This is a genomic window from Candidatus Poriferisocius sp. (assembly GCF_965204015.1).
GTDB lineage: Bacteria > Actinomycetota > Acidimicrobiia > Acidimicrobiales > Bin134 > Poriferisocius.
This window is the reverse complement of record NZ_OZ241965.1, coordinates 268,077-291,238: the sequence shown is the minus strand read 5'-3', so window position 1 is coordinate 291,238 and position 23,162 is coordinate 268,077. Positions and strand designations below refer to the sequence as shown.

Sequence of the window (23,162 nt, the reverse complement as noted above, 5' to 3'; positions counted from 1 at the left end):
GCTCAGATGGGCGCCCCGTCGGAGAGGTAGGCGCGGGCGACCCTCAGAACCGCGTCGGCGAGAGGGCCCTGGGCGACGAGGTCGGAGTCGGCGGCGGCCATGCGGCGGGTGGCGACCCGGCACCAGTGTGATGCGGAGCCGGTGATGCTCTGAGGGGCGCCATCCTCCCCGTAGGTCCAGGCCTGGCCTGACGGTGCCACCAGCTCCAGTCGGAGCTCTGACAGCGGAGCCGGCTGTTCCACTTCTTGGCTCCGGAAGGCGTAGGGGAGAGCCCGGTAGCCGATGTGGGCCACGTGGCGGAGGCGGTCGGTGTCCACCGGCTCGACCCCGGCGGTGGTGAAGCAGTCCAGCCCGTGGGCCCAGGTCTCCATCAGCCGGGCGGTGGCAAACGATCGGCAGGTCATGGGGCCGTCGCCCCAGATCACCGGGTCTTTGGCGTCCAGGGCGAACATGGCCTCCAGGCTGGCGGCCCGAGACGCCCGCCAGTTCTCCAGTACTTCGGCCGGGTCGGCGGGCAGGGGAGGGCCGGGCCAGTACCCGGAAGAAAATATCTGGTCGCTGTGGCCGGTCAGGGCCAGCAGCGCGGCGCCCTCGCTCACATCCAGGTGGTGAATCTGGTCGGCCAGCGTCCACCCCGGCGACGGCGACGGTCTGGCCCACACCTCCGCAGGCAGCGGGGCCACCAGATCGTCCAGCACCTGATGCTCGGCGGCGAGGTCGCCCAATAGCATGTCGTCCATCCCACGAATGTACTGATCGGGGCGGGCCACTAGAGTGGCGCAGGTCGAATAGTCCAGGGGGAAATAATCGGGTGGGCGAGTTCATCCAATTACTCGTGAGCGGAGCAATCGCCGGCGCCATCTACTCGCTGATCGCCGCCGGGCTCACGCTGAGCTACACCTCCACCGGCATCTTCAACCTGGCCTACGGGGGCATTGCCTACACCTCGGCCATGCTGTACTTCCAGCTGATCAATGCCCTGGGCATCGAGAGCCTAGGCATGCGACTGCTGTCGTTCTTCCTCGTGGTGGTGGTGTTCTGCCCGCTGCTGGGCCAACTCTTGAACGTGGCGGTATTCCGGCCCCTGGCCCGGGCCAACGACGCGGCCAAAGTCATGGCCACCATAGGGATTCTGGTGGCTCTGCCCGCCCTCACCGACTTGCTCGTCGACTTGGGCACCAAGACGTGGGATTGGGGCCTCCAATCCACCGACTATGTGTTCCTCACTCCCGGAGTGTGGAAGGTGCCCAGCGAGACCTGGACCTACGATCTCGGCAGCTTCGACCTGCGGATAAGCAGCAACCAGTGGGCCGTGCTGGTGGTAGCGGTGGTTGTCGCGGTGGCGCTGTGGGCACTTATGCGCCACACCCGAATCGGCCTCCAGATGAGGGCGGTGGTGGACCGCCCTGATTTGGCCGGACTGCGAGGGGTCAGCGAATCGTTCACCTCGTCGGCGGCTTGGATCATCGGCACCATGTTGGCGGGGCTCGCCGGGGTAATCGGAGCCCCGGTGTTCAACTCGCTTGAGTCCAATCAGTACAACGTGTTCATGTTCATCGCCACCGCTGCCGCGGTGGTGGGCGGACTTCGCTCCATACCGTTGGCGTTTGCGGGAGGCGTGGCCTTGGGCGTGGTCACCAGCTGGGTGGGCCGGTATGCCACGTTTGCCCAGGACATTCGGGGTTTCGAAAGCTCGGTGCCGTTCGTGGTGCTGTTGGTGGGGCTGCTGTTTATGGCCCGGGAGCGCACCCGCCGCAGCGGAGTGGTGGCCGATGCTCCACCGGCAACCGATTACACCAACGACCTCCCCGCATGGCGAGTGCGCCTTCCCTGGATGCTGGGCGGGGTGTTCATCGTGCTTCAGGTATTCATTTTCGCCGATCAGTTCTGGCTGGGGCTGTGGGTCACCGGTTTGGCCTTCGGTTTGGTCTTCATGTCCTGGGTGCTGCTCACCGGCCTCGGTGGCATGGTCAGCTTGGCCCAAGCCGCGTTCGTGACCATGGCCGCCATGACCGCCGGATTGATCTTGGACAAGACCGGGCTGCCCTTCATTCCCGCCCTGATTGTGGGCGTGATAATCGCAGGAGTCCTGGGCGTCATCGTGGCCCTGCCCGCCCTGCGGCTGGGCGGATTGCCATTGGCGCTAGCCACTCTGGCACTGGCGTTCATGAGCGAGCGAGTGCTGTTCGAGTGGAGCTGGTTCAAAAACGGCCAAGGAACCAAGGGGTGGGACATCCCCCGCCCCGAGCTGGGGCCATTCGACTTTGAAGACGAGAAGTCACTAGCGGTGCTGCTGGTGATTCTGGTGCTGGCTGCGGCCTGGCTGGTACGCAACCTCCAGCGCTCGGTCACGGGCCGGGCCATCATCGCGGTGCGCAACTCCGAGCCCGCCGCGGCCACCTCGGGACACTCGGTAGTTCGCACCAAGCTGGCAGTGTTTGCCCTGTCGGCACTGTTGGCCGGGTTCGGCGGGGTGTTCTTCGCCACGTTCATCGGCAACGTAACCCCGTTCACGGCCACCACCCAGGCCGGGCTGTTCTGGCTGGCGGTGGTGATCTTGGTCGGCATCCGCCGGCCTGGCGCCGCGGTGATGGCCGGCATCATGGTGGCGGCCAGTGGCCACACCTTCGGAACTGGTTGGCACTGGGATTGGATGGAGTCGTGGCACGTGGTGCTGGTGGCATCGGTTGTCGGGGCCGCGGCGGTTGTCACGGTCATCCGAGATCGCCAAGTCGGACTGCCGTTTTCGCCGCCCATACTTGGCCTGTTGGCGGTACTGGCCTTTATCTGCCTGGCCCGGGTGTACTCCTGGTACCCCATCGACTGGGACGGGTTCGACCAATACGACGAGGCCCGAAACATCACCGCCTTCATGTTCGGCCTCGGCGCCATGCAGCTCGCCCGCGAACCCGATGGAATCCTCGCGTTCACCGCCGCTCAGAACCGGGTCCGCCGTGATGCCTGGCGTCGGCGTCTCGCGGCATGGCGCGAGGGCGCAGTAGTTGACGCGCCGGTTCCAGCCGAGGTCAGAACTCCGGCCCCAGCCATCGCCGCCTCGGAGTTTGCCGACACTCCAGAGCCAGCCGAATCGTCGGGCGACCAATACGTCGGCGATCACCCGCCCGCCCTGGAACTAGTGGGAGTGCGGGCCAGCTATGGCCTGGTGGAGGCGCTACATGGGATCGACTTGTCGGTGCCCCGGGGTGAGATAACTGCGCTGCTGGGTCCCAACGGCGCTGGCAAGTCCACCACTTGTGCGGTGGCTTCGGGCCTGCTGCCCGCCACTCACGGTGTGGTCCGGCTCGACGGGGAGGACATTACGGCGCTGCGCAGCCATCGCCGAGCTCGCCGGGGCATTGTGTTGGCCCCTGAGGCCCGGGGCATCTTCAGCGGACTGACCGTTCGAGAGAACATGCAGCTCTGGTTGCCCGACCCCGATGACCGCGATCTGTGCTGCGAGCGGTTCCCGATCCTGGGGGAGCGCCAGAACCAGTTGGCCGGCAACCTGTCCGGGGGGGAGCAGCAGATCCTTACCTTGGCCCCGCTGTTGGCCCATCCCCCCGAAGTGCTGATTGCCGACGAGCCGTCGCTAGGTTTGGCCCCCCTTATCGTGAGTCAGATCCTCGAATTGTTTATTGAATTTAAAGAGCGGGGTGTGGCGCTGCTGCTGGTGGAGGAGAAGGCCCGCGACGTGCTGGAGATCGCCGACTCGGTAGCGTTCATCAGCCTGGGACACATCACCTGGCACGGCCCCCGTTCCGAAGTGGACCACGACCAGCTTGACGCCGCCTATCTGGGCGAGGTCACGGCAAATTCAGACCGACCATCTTGAGGATGACAGTCGATGGTCGCTGTCCTACTATGTCGGCAGCCCAGATCCCGGAGGGGGACATGAAGAAATCATTGTTGTACAAGCTTCTCGCGCTCTTGGCCGCGTTGACATTGGTAGTCGCTGCGTGCGGCAACGACGACGATGACGACGGCGCAGCCGCGCCCGCGCCTGCGCCTGAGGCCACCGAAGCACCTATGGACGATGACGAGCCTATGGATGACGAGGAGCCCATGGACGACGCCGAGCCCATGGATGACGAGGAGCCCATGGACGATGACGAGCCTATGGATGACGAGGAGCCCATGGACGACGACGAGCCCATGGACGACGAGGAGATGGCAACCTCCCGCACATGGGGCGCCTACACCTACGAGATTGACTTCGAGCCCTCCACCCGGGGTGTGAGCGACGACACCGTGCGCCTTGGTGCAATGACCCAGGATGCGCTGTACGGCGGATTTACCGACGGCATCAACGCCCGCCTCGGGCGGGCCAACCGCGACGGCGAACTGCCCGGCGGGCGGTCGGTCGAGCTGGTCCAGTACGTGGACGACGGCAGTGATCCGCAGGCCAACTTTGAGGGTGCCCGGAGCATGGTGGAGAACGACGAGGTCTTCGGCATCATGGTCACCTCTGCGGTTTCGCTTCCCCAGACCACCGACTACCTGGACGAGAACCAGGTGCCGTTCACCGGCTGGGGGTTCATGCCCGGCTTCTGCGCTCCCAACGACTGGGGCTTCGGCTTCAACGGCTGCCTCAGCGGCTTTGCCTTCGGAGTGGAGGGCGCTGATCCCCTCGTGTCGGTCCAGAACATCTGGTACGACTTCTTCGGCACCGAGGACATCGTGGTCGGCATCTTCAACAGCGATGACGACGCCGGTCGCGCCGGCCATGCGCTGTACGAGAATCTGTGGGCCGGCAAGCTGGCCTTCAACGACTTCGTGCCCACCCAGACGGCCGGGGGCATCACCGATCCCACCCGGTTCGTGAACACGGTGCTGGAACACGAGCCCGACTTGGTGATTCTCTCCACCGACTTCGCCGGAGCCATCACCCTCAAGGCGTCCATCGCCGCTTCGGGCTATGAGGGCCCGGTGGCCGACTACCTGACCTACGTTCCCGGTCTTCCCGGATCCAGCCCCGACTTGGGCCAGGCCTTGGAAGGCGGCTACGCCGTGACCCAGGTACCCCCGCTGGACGACTCTGAGCCGGCCATTCAGCAGCTCCTGGAAGACTACGACGCTGTCGGGGCCTTCCCCGGCTTCGGCAGTCTGGTGGGCTACTGGTCAGCCGATCTGATGATCCAGCTGATCGCGGCTGCCGGCGAGGATCTGAACACCGGCAGCTTCTACCAGGCGGTCAACATCGACGGCTTCACCACTACCCAGCAGTCCGGCGCTCTCGGCCCAGTGAAGTGGCCGGCCGACCACGTCATCGCCCCCGACTGCACCGGCATGGTGCAGGTGGTGGACGCCGACTACGTGGTGGCTCACCCGTTCGTCTGCTACGGCGATCCCGACCGGTAAATCACTAGGGCAAAAGGCCCCATAGTCACTGTGCCGTGCCCGATCGGCTGCCTTGTCGGCGGCGGGTCGGGCACGGCCGCGTCTTCATCCTCTAGCCGACCATGACCGGCGGACCGCTTAACGGCATCCGAGTGGTGGACCTCACCCGGATCTTCTCTGGACCGATCTGCGGACGAGTACTGGCCGACCTGGGGGCCGATGTCATCAAGATCGAACCCCCCTCCGGCGATCTCACCCGGCCGGTGCCCCCGGTGGACGATGACGGCATCTCGCCCACGTTCAGCCACATGAACGCAGGCAAGCGCAACATCTGCGTCGACCTCAAGGCCGACGGCGGCCCCGAGGTGGTGGCCGGGCTGGCCGATCGGGCCGACGTGCTGCTGGAGAACTACCGCCCCGGTGTCATGGCCCGCTACGGGCTCTCGTACGAGGATCTCTCAGCCCGCAACCCGCGGCTGGTGTTCTGCTCTATCACGGGGTTCGGCCAGACCGGCCCGTGGTCGCACCGCAAGGCCCACGCCCCGATGATGCACGCAGAGGCCGGCACCATCGAGATGGCCGCCCGACTCCGGGGGGCCGAGCCGCTCCAGGAGATCCACCAGCACGGCGACCTGTACGCCGGGTTCATGTCGTTATCTGCGGTGCTGGCCGCCCTCTATCAGCGGGAGCACACCGGCGCCGGACAGCAGCTTGACATTGCCATGGCCGAGACCCTCATCTACGCCAACGACCAGACCGGCAACGATTTGTCGGGCTACGACGGACCCCGGGAGTTCGACACCTGGAACTACGCCATTGCCCACACCGCCGACGGCCAGGCCGTGTCGCTGGTGGGCAACCCCCAGCGCCTCCTGCCCCGGTGGGTGGACGCCCTGGGCGGCGACCCCGCCGACTATCCCGACAATCCCACCCAGACCGAGGCCGTGGCCATCCTTCGGGAACTGGCGGCCACGTTTGCCTCTCATGAGGATTTGGCCAAAGCGGTGGAGGGCCAGCCGCTGCCCGCGGCCCGCATCCGCTCGGTGTCTGAGCTGGCGGCCACCGACTGGGCTCAGGATCGGGGCTTGATCGCCGAGATCCGCCCCGGTGTCCCCGTGCCAGCCAAGCCGTTCGCCATGGGCGACGCCACCGTCGGCGTCACCCCCCGAACGGCCCGCCTCGGCGAAGACACCCGCGCCATCCTGGCCGAAGACCTTGGGATGAACGACGAGGAGATCAACAAGCTGATCGCCCTGGGCGCGGTCCAAACCGCCGACTAGCTGGCCAACTCCGTTGGGCCGAAAGCAGTCAATTAGGGTCGCAGCCATGTCTGAAGGATCGTGGACCACCATCTGCGAATTGGTTGACGATGCGGCCCGTCGGTTCCCTGATTTGGAGGCGCTGGTGGACGGCGAAGTGCGCTGGACTTTCCCCGAACTGCGCGACCGTATTCGAGCCTCTGGCCGGGCGCTGATGGCATCGGGAATTGAACCCGGCGATCGAGTGGCGGTATGGGCCCCCAACATCTGGGAATGGGTGGTGGCCGGCCTGGGAGTCCATATGGCCGGGGGCGTGCTGGTGCCGGTAAACACCCGGTTCAAGGGCCGGGAGGCCGACTTCATCCTCCAGAAGTCGGGGGCCCGAATCCTGTTCACCGTCACCGACTTCCTCGACACCGACTACGTGGCTCTGCTACGGGATGCTGACGGCGGCCATGGCCTCGACGAGGTCGTCGTGCTGCGGGGGACCGTTCCCGAAGGGACCACCGGCTTCGCCGACTTCTTGGATCGGGCCGAGCAGGTGGCCGAGGCCGACGGCGACGCCCGGGCCGCCGCGGTGAGCGGCGACGACCTGTGCCACATCATGTTCACTTCGGGCACTACCGGCCTGCCCAAAGGGGCCATGCTCATCCACTCCGCCATCTGCCGGGGCTTCCAGTCGTGGTGCGAGGTGATCGGGCTGCGGGCCGGTGACCGCTACCTGATCATCAACCCCTTCTTTCATGCATTCGGCCTCAACTCGGGCATCTTGGCCTGTCTCATGACCGGAGCCACGAACATCCCCCACGCGGTGTTCGATGTGCCCGCGGTAATGGCCCGGGTGCCCGAGGAGCGCATCTCCATGCTTCCCGGCCCACCGGCCATCTACCAGACCATCCTCAACCACCCCGACCTCGACAGCTTCGATATGTCCACCCTGCGCCTTGCGGTCACCGGCGCGGCGGCCATCCCGGTGGAGATGATCCTCCAGATGCGGTCCCGGCTGGGGTTCGAGACCATCGTCACCGGCTACGGCCTTACTGAGGCATCGGGAATCGCCACCATGTGCCGCCACGACGACGACCCCGAGACCATCGCCAACACTTCGGGCCGAGCCATCCCCGATGTGGAGGTGCAGATCACCGACGACGACGGCAACGAGATGCCCCGGGGAGAGCCCGGTGAGATCGTGGTCCGGGGCTACAACGTCATGCTCGGCTATCTGGACGACCCCGAGCAGACGGCCGAGACCATCGATGCCCACGGCTGGCTCCACACCGGCGACATCGGGGTGATGGACGAGCGGGGAAACATCGACATCACCGACCGCAAGAAGGACATGTTCATTGTGGGCGGCTTCAACGCCTACCCCGCGGAGATCGAGAACATCATGCTGGCCCATCCCCAGATAGGGCAGGTGGCCGTGATCGGAATGCCCGACGATCGGCTCGGCGAGGTGGCGGTGGCCACCGTGGTTCCCGCTCCCGGGGCCGAGCTTTCCGAGACGGATGTCATCGCCTGGTGCCGCGACGAGATGGCCAACTATAAGGTGCCCCGCCGGGTGCGGTTCACCGACGCCCTCCCGCTCAACGCGTCGGGGAAAGTGCTGAAGTACGTGCTTCGCGAGCAGGCAGCTGCCGATTGAATGCTGTTATAGCCCCTGACACTGCAATTATCGCCATGTCATGAACAACTCAAATGTGGGTCGGGTGGCCACCTCATGAACAACTCGAAGTGGGGGCCTATCGGGGTCGGAGTCGCCACCGGCTTTCTGTCCGGGTTGTTCGGAGTGGGCGGCGGGATCCTGATGGTGCCCTGCCTCGTGCTGATGTTGGGAATGGAGCAGCGTCGAGCCCATGGCACCTCTCTGGGCGCCATGGTGCTCATTTCAGCTTCCGCCCTCGGTGGGTTCCTGCTTGAGGGCTCGGTGGCTTGGGCGCCCGGCCTGCTGATCTTTGCCGGCTCCTCGGTGGGGGTCACCGCCGGAACCTCGCTGCTCGATCGAGTTCCCATCCGGTCGCTTCGGGTTGGCTTTGCCCTGCTGCTGCTGGCTACCGCAGCCCGCTTTTTGGCCGTCGCCCCCGACACCGACGGCCACAGCGACATCACGGTGGCTCTGGCCTTTGCCTATGTGGCCTGCGGCCTGGCCACCGGGCTGTTGTCGGGCACCATGGGGGTGGGCGGGGGCGTGATCATGATTCCGGCATTGATCCTTTTGTTCGGCTTTGTCGACCCCACTGCCAAAGGCACCTCGTTATTGGTGATTCTCCCCACCTCCATCATCGGCACTCTCCGGAACCGCCGTTCCGGCAATATCGACCCCAAGTCGGCGCTGACCGTTGGGGCATCCGGGGTGGCCTCGGCGTTTGTCGGCGCCCTCGGCGCCAGTGCACTCAGTCCTCGGCTGTCGGGCATCTTGTTCGCCATCCTGCTTATCGCCAGCGCAGTGCAGATGCTGCGCCACGCCAACGATCCCCCGCCGCCGAGCGAAGCGGTATGACCAACCACGAACTCAAGTTTTTTGGGATGCACAGCGAGAGAACAAGATAGGATGGAGGTGGATGAGCGATACCCAAATTGTGTGGCTGAACACCGAGACCGCGGCTAAGCGGCTGGGTATCACCACCAGAACGCTGTACCGGTTCATTAACGAAGGCGGCCTGCCCGCGTATCGGATGGGTCGGGTGATCCGGGTCAAACAGACCGATGTGGATACCTTCATCGAGCGCAGTCGAATCGAGCCCGGCACACTGGGTCATCTGTATCCCGATCCCGTCTCCACCGGCGGTGACGATGGGGGCGATGACGGCGACGCAGACGCCGACTCCTGAATGACCACCGCCGCGCCGGTCACCATAGACATTCCGCGCAATGGGCTCATGGCAGCCCTGCTGGGTGAGCGCGACCAGCATCTCCGCCAGATCGAGCAGTCGTTTCCCGACGCCGACATCTTCGTGCGGGGCAACCGGATCACGGTGTCGGGCCAAGGCGCCGAACGGGTGGCCGGGCTGTTCGACGAAATGGTTCAACTGGTGCAAGGCGGCCACCAACTCGATACCCGTACGCTGGGTCGGGCGATCAAGATGGTGGAGGCCGACGAGAGCCCCTCAGGGGTGATGGATACCGATGTGCTGCGGTCGGGGAGAGGCCGGGTTATCCGGCCCCAATCGGCTGGCCAACGCGGCTATGTCGACGCCATGCGGAGCAACATAATCACCTTCAGCATCGGACCGGCCGGCACCGGCAAGAGCTGGCTGGCGGTGGCCACCGCGGTGCGTGAGCTGAAGGCCCACAGCGTGGAGCGGATCATCCTGACCCGGCCCGCCGTGGAGGCAGGAGAGCGCCTGGGATTCCTGCCCGGCGACATGATCGCCAAAGTCGACCCCTACCTGCGTCCCCTCTACGACGCCCTCTACGACATGCTGGACGCGGAGGAGGTGCAGTCGCTTATCGACCGGGGGGTCATCGAGATCGCCCCGCTGGCCTACATGCGGGGACGCACTCTCAATGACAGCTTCATCATCCTGGACGAGGCCCAAAACACTACCCCTGAGCAGATGAAGATGTTCTTGACCCGCATCGGGTTCGGCTCCAAGGCAGTGGTGACTGGTGACGTGACTCAGGTGGATGTCGAGGGCGGCCGCAGCGGGCTGGTCTCCCTGGAGAAGATCCTGGCGGGCATCGATGGTCTGTCGTTTATCCATCTGAGCTCCCGTGACGTGGTTCGCCACCCCATCGTGGCCGACATTGTGAACGCTTACGAGCGGGCCCAGCAGTGATGGCCGACGGCGACGGGGTTCCTAAACCCAGCGGTTCTGAGTTCGATCGAGAGGTGGTCGTGGTGTCCGACCGCCTACAAGATCTGCTCGTGGCCCAAGACCGCTGGGCCGGGTTGCTTCGCCGGGTGCTGGCCGAAGAAGAGGTGGCCGCCCCCTGGGAAGCAGGATTGTCGTTCGTGGCTGCCGGCGAGATGGCCGCGCTCAACGCGGAGCACCGGGGCATCGACCAGCCCACCGATGTCCTCGCCTTCGGTACCGACGACGGCAGCGCCCCCCGAGCTGATGATGAGCCCCGCCTAGTGGGCGATGTGGTGATCTGTCCTTCGGTGGCCGAGTCCAACGCGGCAGCCCACGGCAGGACCGTCGACGAAGAGCTGGCCTTGCTGATAGTCCACGGTGCCCTGCACTTGCTGGGCTACGACCACGTCGACGACAACGACGCCCGGTTGATGGAGAGACGGGAGCAGGAGCTGCTGGCGTTGGCATCGGCTGGGGACGCGTTGGCTGGGTCACAGGCAGGGCCGCCATGAGCGTCTTGGGCCGATTCGGGCTTCTGGGGCGGCTGCTGCGGGCCAGTTGGAGCCGGGAGTCACCGCAGGTGTCCGAGGAGGAGTTGCTGGCCATGGCCGAAGCGGCCGAGGCATCCGACGCCATCGAGCCTGAGGAGCGGGAGCTGATTGGACAGATCATCGAGTTTGGCGACACCGTGGCCCGCGAGGTGATGGTGCCCCGCACCGACATGGTGTCGATGAGCGATCAGCACACGGTGGCCGAAGCCATCGGAATCGTCATCCAGCATGGCTACAGCCGAGTGCCGGTGTACGCCGAGGGGATCGACGATGTTGTGGGCGTGGTGCACGCCAAGGATCTGATGCGGGCCGAGCGGGAGCAGGGTGAGGGTTCTCCAGCGGTTGCGGTGGCTCGGACCCCCCGATTCGTGCCGGAGACCAAGCGGATAGCCCTGCTGCTGCGGGAGATGCAGGCAGAGAAGTTCCACATCGCCATCGTGGTGGATGAGTACGGCGGAACCGCCGGAGTGGTCACGCTGGAAGACCTGATCGAGGAGTTGGTGGGCGAGATTGTCGACGAGTTCGATGTAGAGGAGCCCATGATCGAGCGGGTTGGGCCCGCAACGGTGCGGGTGAATGGCCGGGTGCCCATCGACGAGCTGAGCGAGGTACTGGGCGCACCGCTGCCCAACGGCGACTGGGACACCGTCGGCGGCCTGATCTTCAACACCCTGGGCCACGTGCCCGACGAGGGGGAGACGCTGGTGGTGGATGGTTGGGAGCTGCTGGTGGAGCGGATCACCGGCCGTCGCATCGCCCGGGTGATCGTGAAGCCGGTTTCGCAGCCGGTGTCGGACGGTTAACGCGTTTCTCTGATCAGTTCATCGCAGGAGCATCAGCGTGGCGAAAGTGAGCCTGACCGAGGCCAGTCTTGCCCTGGGGGAGACGTCCAAAGTGATGGCCGGGCTCGTGGAGCGGTTCGGACCTGCCCGATTCGGTCCCAAGCCTGCGGTAGGGGAGCGGTTCGAGGTGCTGAGCCGGGAAATCGCCTACCAGCAGCTGGCCGGCAAGGCGGCAGGGGCTATCTGGGGCCGGGTGAGGGAGCAGACGCCGGAGTGGGTGCCGGACGCGGTGCTGTCTTTGGGGGAGGAGCCGCTGCGGGGCGCGGGGCTCTCAGGGGCCAAGACCCGGGCGATGCTCGACTTGGCCGCCCACTGCGAACAGGGATCGCTGGATCTGGCCCGGCTGGGCCGACTGTCCAATCAGGAGGTGATCGATCAGCTCACCCAGGTCTGGGGTGTCGGCACCTGGACCGCTCAGATGTTTCTGATCTTCTCGCTGCGTCGCCTCGACGTCTGGCCGGTGGGCGACTTCGGGGTCCGCAAGGGTTACGGCTTGGCCCACGGCTGGACCGAGCCCCCCACCCCCGAAGAGCTCGAACCTCTCGGCGACCAGTTCCGTCCCTACCGCAGCGTCGCCGCCTGGTACTGCTGGCGGGCCACCGAGGTCTGATCGAGCGACCGGCGGTGGGCGAGGGTGCCGTAGGCCACCGCGATGCCGAGCCACATGGCGGCGTGCTGGGCGAGGGAGCCGATGCGGAACTTCCACAACAGCGAGGCGGGGATGGTGGCTGGAATATCGACGGTGCCGCTGGGGGCGAGGTAGAGGAGCAGAGCGCCACCGGTCACGGCTGCGCCGATGCCGGCCGCCCACCGCACTTCAGCACGCTCGGTGCGGCGGCGGGCGACTTGGGCGGCCGCGAAGCTGACCCCAACGAGCACCAAACCGAGGAGAATGATGGCCAGATAGGTGAGCGTGCGGTCGTTGACCGTGCCGGGGTCTCCCACGGCCGGGGGGTTGGCGGGCACCTTCAGCGCGGGGAGCACGGCGATTACCCCGAAAGCCAGGCCACCGAGACTCAGCGACCGACCGAGATCGGTGTGGCCGGCCAGGCGGTGCTGGGACCGGGCGTATACCACCGCAAAGACCACGCCCAACAGCAGACCCACCACCACGGCGGTGACCGTTCCCCCCACAAGCTGCGTGGTTCGGGAGATGAGCTCATCCTCGTCGCCATGGGAATGGCCTTCAGCGGCGGCGTTCTCCAGATCGATGGCCTTGGTGATGTGGGGCTCAACGGCGAGCCACAGTGCGATGGCCGAGGCCGCCCCGCCCGCCAAGCCGGCGCACGCGCCGCGGCCGAGCCGCTGAACCCAGGTCTCGACGCCCATAGAACCAGAGCGGTTAGTGGCAGGGAGCGCCGAGGGCGTGTCGAGCGTCGTGGGTGAACTCGTGCAGATAGTTGGCGACCTGTTCGGAGAACAAGACCCCGTTCTCTTGCAGGATGAGGTACACGGCGAACAGCGCGACTGCCGTGAGCGCCCACTCGACCATGGACAGCCGCCCGCCAGCAGTTGGACCTAGGACTTGGGTGGTGGGGGAGCTCATGGTGACAGGCTAACCACAGCGTCATAAATAGGTCAATGGACATCGACAGGTAGCACCGGAAGTTGATGCGTCGATAGCTGTTGACGTGTTGGCGGATTGGGCGTAAGGTTCCCTCAAATCTGTTCCGTGGCACCAAGAGCCGACGGAGACCCGCGGTTTCGTGGCCCTTGTGGAGCAGAGGAAAAGAGAGAGGGGAAGGCCACAATGAAGGGTTCTTCAAAGTCCAAATCGGTTGTAACCTCAACGGTTCCGACCCCTGGTGACAACAGCACGATCGATCCGATCCTGGAGCACCTTGACACAAAGGGGATGTCCCGTCGGGATGTGCTGCGGATGTCGGCCGTCGGCTTGGCGATGGCCGGGATCGGAGTGGCCTGCGGCAACGATGACGACGCGCCCGCACCGGCCGCCACGGCGGCACCGGCTACCGCGGCGCCCACGCAGACCGTGGCCGTTGTCTCCCGCAAAGAGGGGCGGCTTGCCCACCTCATCTTGACGCCCAACCAGTACACGCGCACCATGGCCGACGCCGGCCGTCAGACCGTCGAAGTGCTGGGCATCTCGGCTTACACCGAGGGCAACACCAACCTCGACCCGGTGAACTCTGTCGACCTTGCTCGCCAGTACATCGGCAGTGGCCACAACATGATCTGGGTGTCCGGCATTGATGGCTCGGAGGTCCGACCCATCAACCAGGCAGCCACTCCAGCGGAGGCCTACCACTCACAGATGTGGGCAGCCGGACCGTGGTTCATGCCCGTTGACACCAACGAGTACTACACGGCGTTCTGGGATCTGCACGACCCGCCCAATATCTACGGGTCGACCAAGCTCATGTGCCAGGAGATCGTGAACCGGCTCGGCTCGGCCGAGGGCAAGATCTTCCACATCGCCGGCTTCCCCGGCGGGTCGCTCGCCTTCCGCCGCACCGCCGGCGTCCACCAGGCCGTGGATGAGTTCCCCACCCTCAGCATCGTGGGAGAGCTGCCCGGCAGCTGGGACCCGGTGCTGGCTCAGCAGGCGTTCCAAGACCTCGTCGGACGGCACGGCAAGCCCGACGGCGTAGCCTGCTCGAACGACGCCATGCTCACCGGCGTGCTGCCCGCCGCCGAGGGCTTGGGCTACACGCCGGGCGACGACGTGCTGTTCTGTGGTCAAGACGGCAACCCCGACATCCTGGAGAACATCCAGCGGGGCGAGGTGTTCTCAACCAACTTCCACGGCCCGCACTCCTTCGCGGTCCATCCCATCACCCGCATGTACGACACGCTGCAAGGCGTGGAGTTCGGCCCGATTGAGCGGCAGATGTGGGTGAACGGTATTCACGTCACGCAAGAGAACGTGGATGGCCTGATCAGCCGCTACTACGGCGCGGAGGACCGTCTCCCGTTCGATCCCATTCTCGCCTCTCGGGTGCACAACCCGGATAGCTGGGATCCGCAGACCAGCCTGGCCGCGATCCACCTCGAGGAATACTGGGTAGGGATTGCCGACCCGCCGTCGGGTTACCAGCTTCCCTCTGACTGGTCGGAGGCCGCGGCAGCCGGAGGCATCGCCGAGACCGATGCCCTCTACGAGAGCCACTACAAGATAAAGATGGACAACTTCGACTTCACCGGAGTGCAGCTCTAAGCCATCGAAACCCGGCAGTCCACCAGCCCTTTCGGGGCTCACCTGGCGCGGCCGATACGTCGATCATTGTTGACGTGTCATTGCATCACGCGTAAAGTTCCACCATTCCGCGACCCGAAGTGAGGGGGAAAGAGCCTAGCGATGCTCCGGATCGAGGGCGTCACGAAGCGCTACGACGCTCAATTGGCGCTTGACAACGTCACCCTGTCGCTTGAGCCGGGAAAAGTCACCGGTCTCGTCGGCGAGAACGGGGCTGGGAAGTCGACGATGCTGAACATTGTCTGCGGCATTACCCGGCCCGATCGGGGCGCAATGCACCTCAACGGCGACCGGTTCGACCCTCCCAGCTACAAGGCGGCCAACACCCTGGGCATCTGGCGGGTGTTCCAGGAGCCCGCGTTGATCGCTGGCATCCCTTTGTACGAGAACCTGTTTCTGGGCCATGAGATCGCCTTCACCAACCGAGGGATCCTGAGCCACTCTCGGATGATCCGAGAGGCCCAGCGAGTGGTGGACGAGTTCGGCATCCATGTGGACGTGACCCGCCTCACCAGCGAGTTCAACTACTCGATCCGCCAAGCTGCCGAGGCGGTGAAGGCCACCGCCGTGCCCGACGTGCTGGGCCTGCCCCGCACGTTCGTGCTCTTCGACGAGCCCACCGCGGCGCTCAGCCACGAGGAGGTGCCCCACCTGCTGGGCATGGTGACCGAGTTGGCCACCCGGGGGCTGGGAGTGGCGTTCGTCTCCCACCGGCTCAAGGAGGTACTGGAGGTTTGCCAGGACATCGTGGTGCTTAAAGACGGCGAGAAAGTGGCGCAGACCACCGCGGCGGATACCGACGAGGCCACGCTGCACGAGCTCATGGTAGGCCGGGTCCGACAGGCCGACTTTCACGCCGAGGACCGCCAGGGCAGCGGATTGCAGGACCGGATCGTGCTGTCGGTGCGGAGCGCGGGTTGTCGCGACCGGGCGCAATACAACCGGGCCGACGCGCAGAAATTTCTGTTCCGCGACGTCACCTTCGATCTGCGTCAGGGCGAGATTCTGGGCATCGCCGGCTTGTTGGGCTCGGGCAAAACGTCGCTGGCCCGCAGCTTGGCCGGCGCCGACCGCATGGATGAGGGCCACATGACCTTCAACGATGCCTCAGTGCACCGCGCCTCCACTGTTCGCATGAAGCGCAGGGGGCTGGGCTACCTGTCCCCCGACCGCCACACCGACAGCCTCATCCAGACCGATTCGGTGAAGTTCAACCTCTCGCTTCCCAGCGGGGACCGCGACGAGTACGGATTCGTGTATCGGGGAGGAGTGTGGAAGAACCGCTTGGAGCGAAGCGAGACCGTGGCCGCCATCGGGAGGTTCGACATCAGGGCCACCGACGGCCAGAGAATCTCGCAAGTGAGCGGTGGGAACCAGCAGAAGGTGGCGCTGGCCAAATGGATCCGCCGGGAGCCGGGGGTGCTGATCCTGGAGAACCCCACCGCCGGAGTGGACGTGGGCGCCAAGGGAGAGATCTACGGCATTCTGCGCGACCTGGCCGAGACCCACGCGGGCATCATCATCGTCAGCGACGACCTGCCCGAGCTGATCGGGTTGAGCGATCGCATCCTCGTCATGAGGAGCGGCCGCTTGGTGGAGACCATCGACGCATCCAGTGACAACAAGCCCGATGAGGCCTACGTCATTGGGCTCATGACATGAGTCACGAGAGATAAGAGATAAGGAAGACGCCGGATGGCAGACAACGAGACTCCGGGCCCCGAGCCAGCCGCTTCCGAACAGGCCGCGGCCCGCCCTGTCGAAGTCTTCTTCGATGTGGTGGAGTTCATTCAGCGGTGGGGGCGGCCGCTGGTGCCCGTGCTGGTGCTGCCGGTACTGATCGGCTTGTTCACCGCCTTCGAGTCGCGCTTTATCTCCATCACCAACCTCAATGTGATGCTCACCCAGGCCGGTCCACTGTTGATGATCTCGCTGGGGGCAACACTCGTGGTACTGATGGGATCAATCGACCTGTCGGTCGGAGCCATCGCTACCCTGTCCGCGGCCGCGGCCGCCGTCTTGATCTCCGATCACGGATGGGGTACGGCCGGGTTTATCCTCACCATCTTCGTTGGAATGGCCCTCGGCGGGTTCAACGCATTCTGCTCGATTGCGCTGAGGCTTCCATCGTTCATCGTGACCCTGGGAACGCTCTCGATCTTCACCGGGATCGCTCTGCACATTCTGTCGGGCAGGGCCGTCTTTGTGGACGAGCTGCCTTTCGAGTGGCTCGCCCGGGGAGAGCTGATCCCCGATGTCCCCAACACCTTCCTGGCCGCGATCATTGTGTGGGTACTGCTGGTGTTCATCAACCGCTACACCCGCTTTGGGCGGTATCTGGTGGCCATCGGTGCCGGTGAACCAGTAGCCGCGCTGAGCGGGGTGCCCGTCCGCCGCTACAAGACGCTGGCCTTCATCGTGTCGGGAGCTACCGCTGGTTTCGGCGGGGCGATTCTGCTGCTGCAACTTGGATCGGCCACTCCGAGAATGGGCGAGTCATTCTTGCTCGACGCGATCGCGGCCATAGTGATCGGGGGCACCGCCCTTACCGGGGGAGTGGGGGGCATGCCTCGGACACTTCTGGGGGTGGCGTTGTTGACTGTTCTGAGCAACGGCCTGAACGTGACGGGGGTGTCGATCTTCACCCAGGAAATCCTCCGGGGCCTCGTCGTGATCCTCGCCGTGCTGGTCACGATCGACCGGGGCCGCATGCAGAATTTGGTGAAGTGAGCGGGTGTTTTATGGTTCGGCGCAGCACATTGATGTGCTCAGAGAGAAGAGTCGAGGTGTAGGATCTCATGGTGCGTCCATCTACTGAGAGTCTTGCTTTTGATGCCCTGTCGGACGGAGTTCGGCGGCAGATCCTGGCCATTTTGAGCGAGCACGGCGAGTGCACCGTGTCGGAGATCACCGAGCGGATCGACTCCGTCGGACGGACAACGGTGTCATCGCATTTGCGGGTGCTCCGCACCTCTGGAGTGGTCCAGGAACGCAAGGTTGGGCGCTATCGCTATGTTCGGTTGGACGCTGACGGTTCGGTGCGCGAAGCGCTCGATTTCCTTCAGCGGATCATGACGCAGGCAGCAGACGAGTTGAGCGCTTCGGCCTCGACCGCTGAGCCCCGCGACCCATTCGAGGAGAAATTGGCAGTGGGGTGACTTCCGCGACCGTCACCCTGTCGAGTGAGGCTGACGTCAATCTGACGCCAGCAGAGGCATTCGAGCGCTTCGGCAGGCGGGACGACGCGGGGTGGATGTTCCGGGCTCGGTGTCACCGGGTCGCGCCGGGCTACGCGGTGGCCATCGATTTGCCCGGCGGCTGCGATGCCCAGGTGCTGGGCCGGCTGCGGGTTGTACTCCCCGGGCGCGAGATCGTTATCGAACAGGACCAGCCTTGGCGGGGGCAGCTTCGCATCAAGTTCGAGCGGACCGGCGCGGCGCAGACCCGGGTGCGGTTCCGGGCGCAGGTGCCGTCGGAGGGCATCGAATGGCTCGCCCGCCACCGGGGGGCATCGCTGCCTTCGCCCGCACCGACCGGGGCTCGTCGGATCGGCCTGTTGACCAGCAAGTCGGGGTCGGGGGCGGTGTACTCGATGGCTGCGGAGTACATGGCCCAGCTCGCTGTCGAACAGGTCAACACCAGCGGGGGAGTGGATCATCGTCCGGTTGACCTCCTCATCGCCGACGACTCGACCGATCACCTCCAAGCCCGCCGGGAGACCATCAGGCTCATCGAAGCCGGCTGCCAGGCCATCTTCGCCTGCGTCACCTCGGCCAGCTTCGCGGCCGCCACCGAAGCCGCCGAAGCCCACGACGTGCTCATGGTGCATCCGGTGATCAACGAGGGCGGCATGGAGGCCCGAAAGGTGATCCGGTTTGGCGAGCGCCCCGAAGCCCAGATGAGCGCCTTGTCGCGAATCGTGGAGCGCGAGACCGGCGGGAATCGCTGGTTCCTGGTGGGCCAGCAGTACAGCTGGTCGTTCGGAGCGCATCGGGCGGCAGCCAAGATCCTCGACGCGTCGGGCAGCCGGGTGGTGGCCCAGCGCTTCACCCCGCTGGGGACCCGGGAGTTTGCCCCCATCATCGACAGCATCCGCGCCTCGGGTGCCGATGTGGTGATGTCGTCGCTGGTGGGCGCCGATGAGGTTGCCTTCCAGCAGCAGGCCCATGAGGCCGGGCTGCGCGACCTGGCCAACCACGTGTCGTTGGTGATGGACGAGTGCACGCTGGAGCATGTCGGCCCGGCGGCGGGCAATGGCATCTGGACCGCCCTCAACTACTTCCAGAGTGTGACGAGTCCGGGCAACAGCGAGCTATTACATGCTTATCGCGAGCATTTCGGGCCCTGGGCGCCGCCGCTCTCGTCGCTGTCCACCAACGTGTATGAGGCCATCAGGCAATACCTCGAGCTCGCTGCCCTCCACCCCGACGCCACTCCCAGCCAACTGGCCGCCGATTGGCGAACCCGCAAATCCGACCGGGACAGCGTCGGCCAGCGCAACATGGCCACCCAGCGGCTGTACCTCGCCCGAGCAGAAGAAGACGTGATCAGAGTGCTCGACGAGGTGGTGGCGTAGCAGGCCGCTATCTGCTGTCTGGCCGTCAGGTCTATAGGTCGATGCTGATTGACACGTTCGGGGGCGCGGTCTAGGGTCGAAGCTCTAGGAAGAGGAGGCGCTTGATATGGACGGTATTCACGACCTCGGGGGCCGGCATGGCTTCGGCCCGGTTCTTCATCCCGATGACGAGCCCATCTTCCACTCCGACTGGGAGAAGTCTGTCTTGGTTTTCTTCCCGGCCATGGCCATGGCCGGCGCCTTCAACCTCGACGAATTCCGCCACGGAATGGAGCAGATCCCCCCGCACGACTACATCACGGCGCGGTACTACGAGCACTGGATCGATTCAATGATCCATTACGGCGTGGAAAGGGGCGTCTTCGACGCCGATGAGCTTGAGCGCCGCACCCAGTACTACCTCGAAAACCCCGACGAGGAGCTACCCCCCAGCAGCAAGCCGGAGATGGTCGAGACGCTGAAGGGGCTGATCGCCTCGGGAGACGACTACCACCGGCCCAATGACCAGCCCGCCAAGTTCGCCACCGGCGACCGGGTGACGGTGATCGACGGCCCGTCTTTGGGTCACACCCGGCGGCCCGCCTACGTCCGGGGCCGCACCGGGTCCATCGCCACCGTCCACGGCTCCTACGTATATCCCGACACCAACGCCATGGGCGAGGGCGAGGGCTCAGAATACGTGTACACCGTCGAGTTCTCCGGCGAGGAGCTGTGGGGCGATGAGGGTGCCAACTCGACCGTCTACATCGATCTGTGGGAGCCGTATCTTCTTCCGGCCTGAGCGACCTCAGGCCGGCTCGCACTGTTCGTCACCGCCAACCCCGTCACCACGATAGGAGGCCCAAATGACAACGCAAGGTCCACACCCAGTATCGGGAACCTTCCCCCGCAGCGACGAGGAGATTGCTGCTCGGGTCAAGGCAATGGAGTCGATCCTGGTGGAGAAAGACCTCATCGCCAGCGACGCCATCGACTACATGTCTTCGGTGTTCGAGAACGAGCTCGGGCCGCATCTCGGCGCCAGGGCCACCGCCCGAGCCTGGGTCGACCCCGAGTTCAAGCTGTTGTTGTTGGCTGACGGCACCGCGGCGTGCCGCGAGATCGACATCGGGGGCATCCAGGGCGAGGAGATGATCGTTCTTGAGAACACCGAAGACGTGCACAACGTCGTGGTGTGCACGCTGTGCTCGTGCTATCCGTGGCCGGTCCTCGGGCTTCCCCCCAACTGGTACAAGTACCCCGCCTACCGGTCCCGTGCCGTGCGGGACCCCCGCGGTGTGATGGCTGAGTTCGGGTTCGATCCCGGCGATGACGTGGAGGTCAAGGTGTGGGACTCCAGCGCCGAGCTCCGCTACTGGGTGCTGCCCCGGCGGCCGGAGGGCACCGAGGGTTGGAGCGAGGAGGAGCTCGCCGCCCTGGTCACCCGTGATTCCCTGCTCGGGCTCACCGACGCCACCTCTCCGGAGTAAAGGCCATCGGTGTGACCCTGCCCCCTATGAACGAGGTGATCCCTCCCGAGGTTCGGGAGAGGCTGGAGCGCCTTGTCGACGAACTGCCCTACAACGAGGAGATCCCCCGCCGGTCTGGGGACGTGGCGTTCAACCATGCCTGGGAGATCAGGGCCTTCGCCATCGCCACCGCCATGGCTGACGATGGAGCCTTCGACTGGCGGGAGTTCCAGGGGGAGCTGATCCGCTCGGTCCAAGCCTGGGAGTCGGACAACGACTCGACTACTGGCTGGAGTTACTACGACCGGTGGATGGAGGCTCTGGAGAAGCTCCTGGGCGACAAGGGCATGCTCGACGCCGAAGAGCTCGACCGGCGCACCGCCGAGGTGCTGGCGACGCCCGCCAATACTCACCACCACCCACCGGCGCGCGAGCCGGTGGCCATCGTCCCGTCTCGGGCGGGCGAGGGGAGACCCCTTGAGTGACATGCGAAGTTCCCAGCTCACCGTGGAGGACGTCCAGGCAACCGCCGCGCTGATCGACCTCCCGCTCACCGACGCCGACGCTGTGGAGGTGGCCGAGCTGCTCAGCGCCTGGATGCCTGCCGCCGTCGCTCTCAGCACCCGCATGCAGTCGGTTCAGGAGCTGATGCCGGCCTCCACGTTCAACACCACAACCGGGATGGCCCCCCACGAGTTGGCAGGGGCAAAGGGATGACGGCCCGCAGCGAGCTTCTGACCATGGAGCTCCATACGGCCGCGTGGCGCGTGGCTGCTGGCGAGGTGTCGCCGGTCGATCTGGTGGGGGCATGCCTCGACCAGGCGGCCGCCATCTCCGACACCAATGCCTACATCTCGGTGTTCGAAGATGCCCTTGAGGTTGCCGAGGCGTCGGCCGCCATGATCCGGGCCGGCTACCGGATCGGACCGCTCCACGGCATGCCTATCGCCCTGAAGGACAACATCAACGTGGCCGGCAAGCTGACCACCGCCGGCAGTGCAGTTCTCAAACACAACATCTCCACCAGCGATGCCACGGTGGTGGAGCGCCTGCGTTCGGCCGGGGCCATCATCATCGGCAAGACCAACCTTCACGAATTCGCCTGGGGAGGCACCTCGGCCAACGTCACTTTCGGATTTGTGAAGAACCCCTGGAACCAAGAGCGGATGCCCGGCGGCTCCAGTGGGGGCTCCGGTGTGGCGGTGGCGTCGGGGGCTTGCTTCGGCGCCTTGGGCACCGACACCGGCGGATCGGTCCGGCTGCCCTCCGCGCTCAACGGGATAACCGGCGTGCGGCCGACCATCGGCCGGGTTTCCAACGCGGGCGTCATTCCGCTGGCCTGGAGCATGGACACCGTTGGGCCAATGGCTCGCAGCGCCCGTGACTGCGCGCTCTTGCTCGGTGCGCTGGCCGGCTACGATCCCCGCGATCCTGGTTCGGCCGATGTCGGTGTTGACGACTATGCCGGCGCCCTCGATGGCGGGGTCAGCGGCCTGCGAGTCGGGCTGATCGAGGGCTACTCGCTCCACCACATGCAGGCTGCCGTTGAAAAGGCGGTTCGCGAGGCCGTCGACGTGCTCCAAGATCTCGGCGCCGTGGTGAGGGAGGTGTCCATCCCCGATATCGAGGGCAACATCTCCGCTCAGCTCACGGTTGAGTCCGTCGAGCCCAGCACGTATCACCAGCGCTCGCTGCGGGCCAACCGCGATGACTATGCCGACGATGTCCGGCTGTTGCTCCAAGTCGGGGAGTTGATTCCCGCTGTCCACTACGTCCAGGCCCAGCGCTATCGGGCGCTGTTGCGCCAGCAGATGCTGGCGGCCTACGGCGAAGTGGATGTGATCGTGTGTCCGACCCTTCCGTTTACGGCCACACCCCTGGGAGACACGCTGGTCAACATCGACGGCGAGGACGAGGACATGCTGTCGGCGATCATGCAGTTCACCGGGCTTCCGTCGCTCACCGGGCTTCCCGCCGTTTCGGTTCCGGGCGGTTTCGACCAGGATCGTATGCCCGTGGGCGTGCAGCTCATCGGGCGCCCGTTCGCCGAGGCGACGCTGTTGCGGTGTGCGGCCGCAATCCAGTCAGTTACTGATCATCACCGCCAACATCCTCCGGTGCTCGCTGCCTAGCGG

Annotated in this window: 23 protein-coding genes; 20 read left to right on the top strand and 3 right to left on the bottom strand. The window is 65.4% G+C overall.

From position 1 onward, the window contains the following. Window positions 1-2 precede the first annotated feature (2 nt). Window positions 3-740 carry a maleylpyruvate isomerase family mycothiol-dependent enzyme gene (locus ACOGJC_RS01305; RefSeq protein ID WP_419846705.1) on the bottom strand — a complete coding sequence of 246 codons (738 nt, stop codon included), beginning with the start codon at window positions 738-740 and terminating at the stop codon, window positions 3-5. Between the two features lie 95 nt (window positions 741-835). Between ACOGJC_RS01305 and ACOGJC_RS01300 the strand changes: the two genes are divergently transcribed. The 10 genes from ACOGJC_RS01300 (at window position 836) to ACOGJC_RS01255 (ending at window position 12,396) form a co-directional block, all read left to right on the top strand. Continuing rightward, on the top strand, window positions 836-3,832 hold the full coding sequence (locus tag ACOGJC_RS01300; RefSeq protein WP_419846704.1) for an ABC transporter permease subunit: 2,997 nt from the start codon (window positions 836-838) through the stop codon (window positions 3,830-3,832). Between the two features lie 59 nt (window positions 3,833-3,891). Beyond that, the gene (locus tag ACOGJC_RS01295) at window positions 3,892-5,358 is read left to right on the top strand and encodes an ABC transporter substrate-binding protein (RefSeq protein ID WP_419846703.1); all 1,467 of its coding nucleotides are present in this window, start codon (window positions 3,892-3,894) and stop codon (window positions 5,356-5,358) included. 101 nt (window positions 5,359-5,459) lie between these two features. Further along, entirely contained in the window at window positions 5,460-6,617 is a 1,158-nt protein-coding gene (locus tag ACOGJC_RS01290) for a CaiB/BaiF CoA transferase family protein (RefSeq protein WP_419846702.1), read from the top strand. A gap of 46 nt (window positions 6,618-6,663) precedes the next feature. Continuing rightward, window positions 6,664-8,241, top strand: a complete 1,578-nt coding sequence (locus ACOGJC_RS01285; protein ID WP_419846701.1) for a FadD3 family acyl-CoA ligase — start codon at window positions 6,664-6,666, stop codon at window positions 8,239-8,241. Window positions 8,242-8,316: 75 nt separating this feature from the next. Next, window positions 8,317-9,096, top strand: coding sequence for a sulfite exporter TauE/SafE family protein (locus ACOGJC_RS01280; protein WP_419846700.1), 780 nt, complete (start codon window positions 8,317-8,319; stop codon window positions 9,094-9,096). A gap of 61 nt (window positions 9,097-9,157) precedes the next feature. After that, window positions 9,158-9,427, top strand: a complete 270-nt coding sequence (locus ACOGJC_RS01275) for a helix-turn-helix domain-containing protein (protein ID WP_419846699.1) — start codon at window positions 9,158-9,160, stop codon at window positions 9,425-9,427. 48 nt (window positions 9,428-9,475) lie between these two features. Next, entirely contained in the window at window positions 9,476-10,375 is a 900-nt protein-coding gene (locus ACOGJC_RS01270) for a PhoH family protein (RefSeq protein WP_419846698.1), read from the top strand. Beyond that, a complete protein-coding gene (ybeY, locus tag ACOGJC_RS01265; RefSeq protein WP_419846697.1) occupies window positions 10,375-10,905 on the top strand; it encodes an rRNA maturation RNase YbeY in 531 nt (176 codons plus the stop codon). The genes ACOGJC_RS01270 and ybeY overlap by 1 nt, the downstream gene beginning before the upstream one ends. Continuing rightward, the gene (locus tag ACOGJC_RS01260; RefSeq protein ID WP_419846696.1) at window positions 10,902-11,747 is read left to right on the top strand and encodes a hemolysin family protein; all 846 of its coding nucleotides are present in this window, start codon (window positions 10,902-10,904) and stop codon (window positions 11,745-11,747) included. Before ybeY ends, ACOGJC_RS01260 begins: the two co-directional genes overlap by 4 nt. 37 nt (window positions 11,748-11,784) lie before the next feature. Beyond that, window positions 11,785-12,396, top strand: a complete 612-nt coding sequence (locus ACOGJC_RS01255; RefSeq protein ID WP_419846695.1) for a DNA-3-methyladenine glycosylase family protein — start codon at window positions 11,785-11,787, stop codon at window positions 12,394-12,396. On the opposite strand, the gene ACOGJC_RS01250 is transcribed toward ACOGJC_RS01255, so the two are convergent. Together ACOGJC_RS01250 and ACOGJC_RS01245 are read right to left on the bottom strand one after the other, a co-directional pair. Next, the gene (locus tag ACOGJC_RS01250) at window positions 12,348-13,115 is read right to left on the bottom strand and encodes a CbtA family protein (RefSeq protein WP_419846694.1); all 768 of its coding nucleotides are present in this window, start codon (window positions 13,113-13,115) and stop codon (window positions 12,348-12,350) included. The two genes, ACOGJC_RS01255 and ACOGJC_RS01250, sit on opposite strands and share 49 nt — an antisense overlap. A 13-nt stretch (window positions 13,116-13,128) precedes the next feature. Then, window positions 13,129-13,332 carry a CbtB domain-containing protein gene (locus ACOGJC_RS01245; protein WP_419846693.1) on the bottom strand — a complete coding sequence of 68 codons (204 nt, stop codon included), beginning with the start codon at window positions 13,330-13,332 and terminating at the stop codon, window positions 13,129-13,131. 309 nt (window positions 13,333-13,641) lie between these two features. Here ACOGJC_RS01245 and ACOGJC_RS01240 point away from each other — a divergent pair, with 309 nt between their 5' ends. The 10 genes from ACOGJC_RS01240 (at window position 13,642) to ACOGJC_RS01195 (ending at window position 23,159) form a co-directional block, all read left to right on the top strand. Further along, window positions 13,642-14,964, top strand: coding sequence for a sugar ABC transporter substrate-binding protein (locus ACOGJC_RS01240; RefSeq protein WP_419846692.1), 1,323 nt, complete (start codon window positions 13,642-13,644; stop codon window positions 14,962-14,964). 141 nt (window positions 14,965-15,105) lie between these two features. After that, window positions 15,106-16,665, top strand: a complete 1,560-nt coding sequence (locus ACOGJC_RS01235) for a sugar ABC transporter ATP-binding protein (protein WP_419846691.1) — start codon at window positions 15,106-15,108, stop codon at window positions 16,663-16,665. A gap of 33 nt (window positions 16,666-16,698) precedes the next feature. Next, window positions 16,699-17,733, top strand: coding sequence for an ABC transporter permease (locus tag ACOGJC_RS01230; RefSeq protein WP_419846690.1), 1,035 nt, complete (start codon window positions 16,699-16,701; stop codon window positions 17,731-17,733). Window positions 17,734-17,804: 71 nt separating this feature from the next. Next, window positions 17,805-18,161, top strand: coding sequence for an ArsR/SmtB family transcription factor (locus ACOGJC_RS01225; RefSeq protein ID WP_419846689.1), 357 nt, complete (start codon window positions 17,805-17,807; stop codon window positions 18,159-18,161). Next, complete coding sequence (locus tag ACOGJC_RS01220) at window positions 18,158-19,579, top strand: ABC transporter substrate-binding protein (protein WP_419846688.1); 1,422 nt, start codon at window positions 18,158-18,160, stop codon at window positions 19,577-19,579. Before ACOGJC_RS01225 ends, ACOGJC_RS01220 begins: the two co-directional genes overlap by 4 nt. A gap of 106 nt (window positions 19,580-19,685) precedes the next feature. After that, complete coding sequence (gene nthB, locus ACOGJC_RS01215) at window positions 19,686-20,360, top strand: nitrile hydratase subunit beta (protein WP_419846687.1); 675 nt, start codon at window positions 19,686-19,688, stop codon at window positions 20,358-20,360. 64 nt (window positions 20,361-20,424) lie between these two features. Further along, window positions 20,425-21,048 carry a nitrile hydratase subunit alpha gene (gene nthA, locus ACOGJC_RS01210; RefSeq protein WP_419846686.1) on the top strand — a complete coding sequence of 208 codons (624 nt, stop codon included), beginning with the start codon at window positions 20,425-20,427 and terminating at the stop codon, window positions 21,046-21,048. 11 nt (window positions 21,049-21,059) lie between these two features. Further along, a complete protein-coding gene (locus ACOGJC_RS01205) occupies window positions 21,060-21,512 on the top strand; it encodes a nitrile hydratase accessory protein (RefSeq protein WP_419846685.1) in 453 nt (150 codons plus the stop codon). Further along, a complete protein-coding gene (locus tag ACOGJC_RS01200; RefSeq protein ID WP_419846684.1) occupies window positions 21,505-21,744 on the top strand; it encodes a hypothetical protein in 240 nt (79 codons plus the stop codon). The genes ACOGJC_RS01205 and ACOGJC_RS01200 overlap by 8 nt, the downstream gene beginning before the upstream one ends. After that, the gene (locus tag ACOGJC_RS01195) at window positions 21,741-23,159 is read left to right on the top strand and encodes an amidase (RefSeq protein ID WP_419846683.1); all 1,419 of its coding nucleotides are present in this window, start codon (window positions 21,741-21,743) and stop codon (window positions 23,157-23,159) included. Before ACOGJC_RS01200 ends, ACOGJC_RS01195 begins: the two co-directional genes overlap by 4 nt. The last annotated feature ends 3 nt before the right edge of the window (window positions 23,160-23,162 follow it).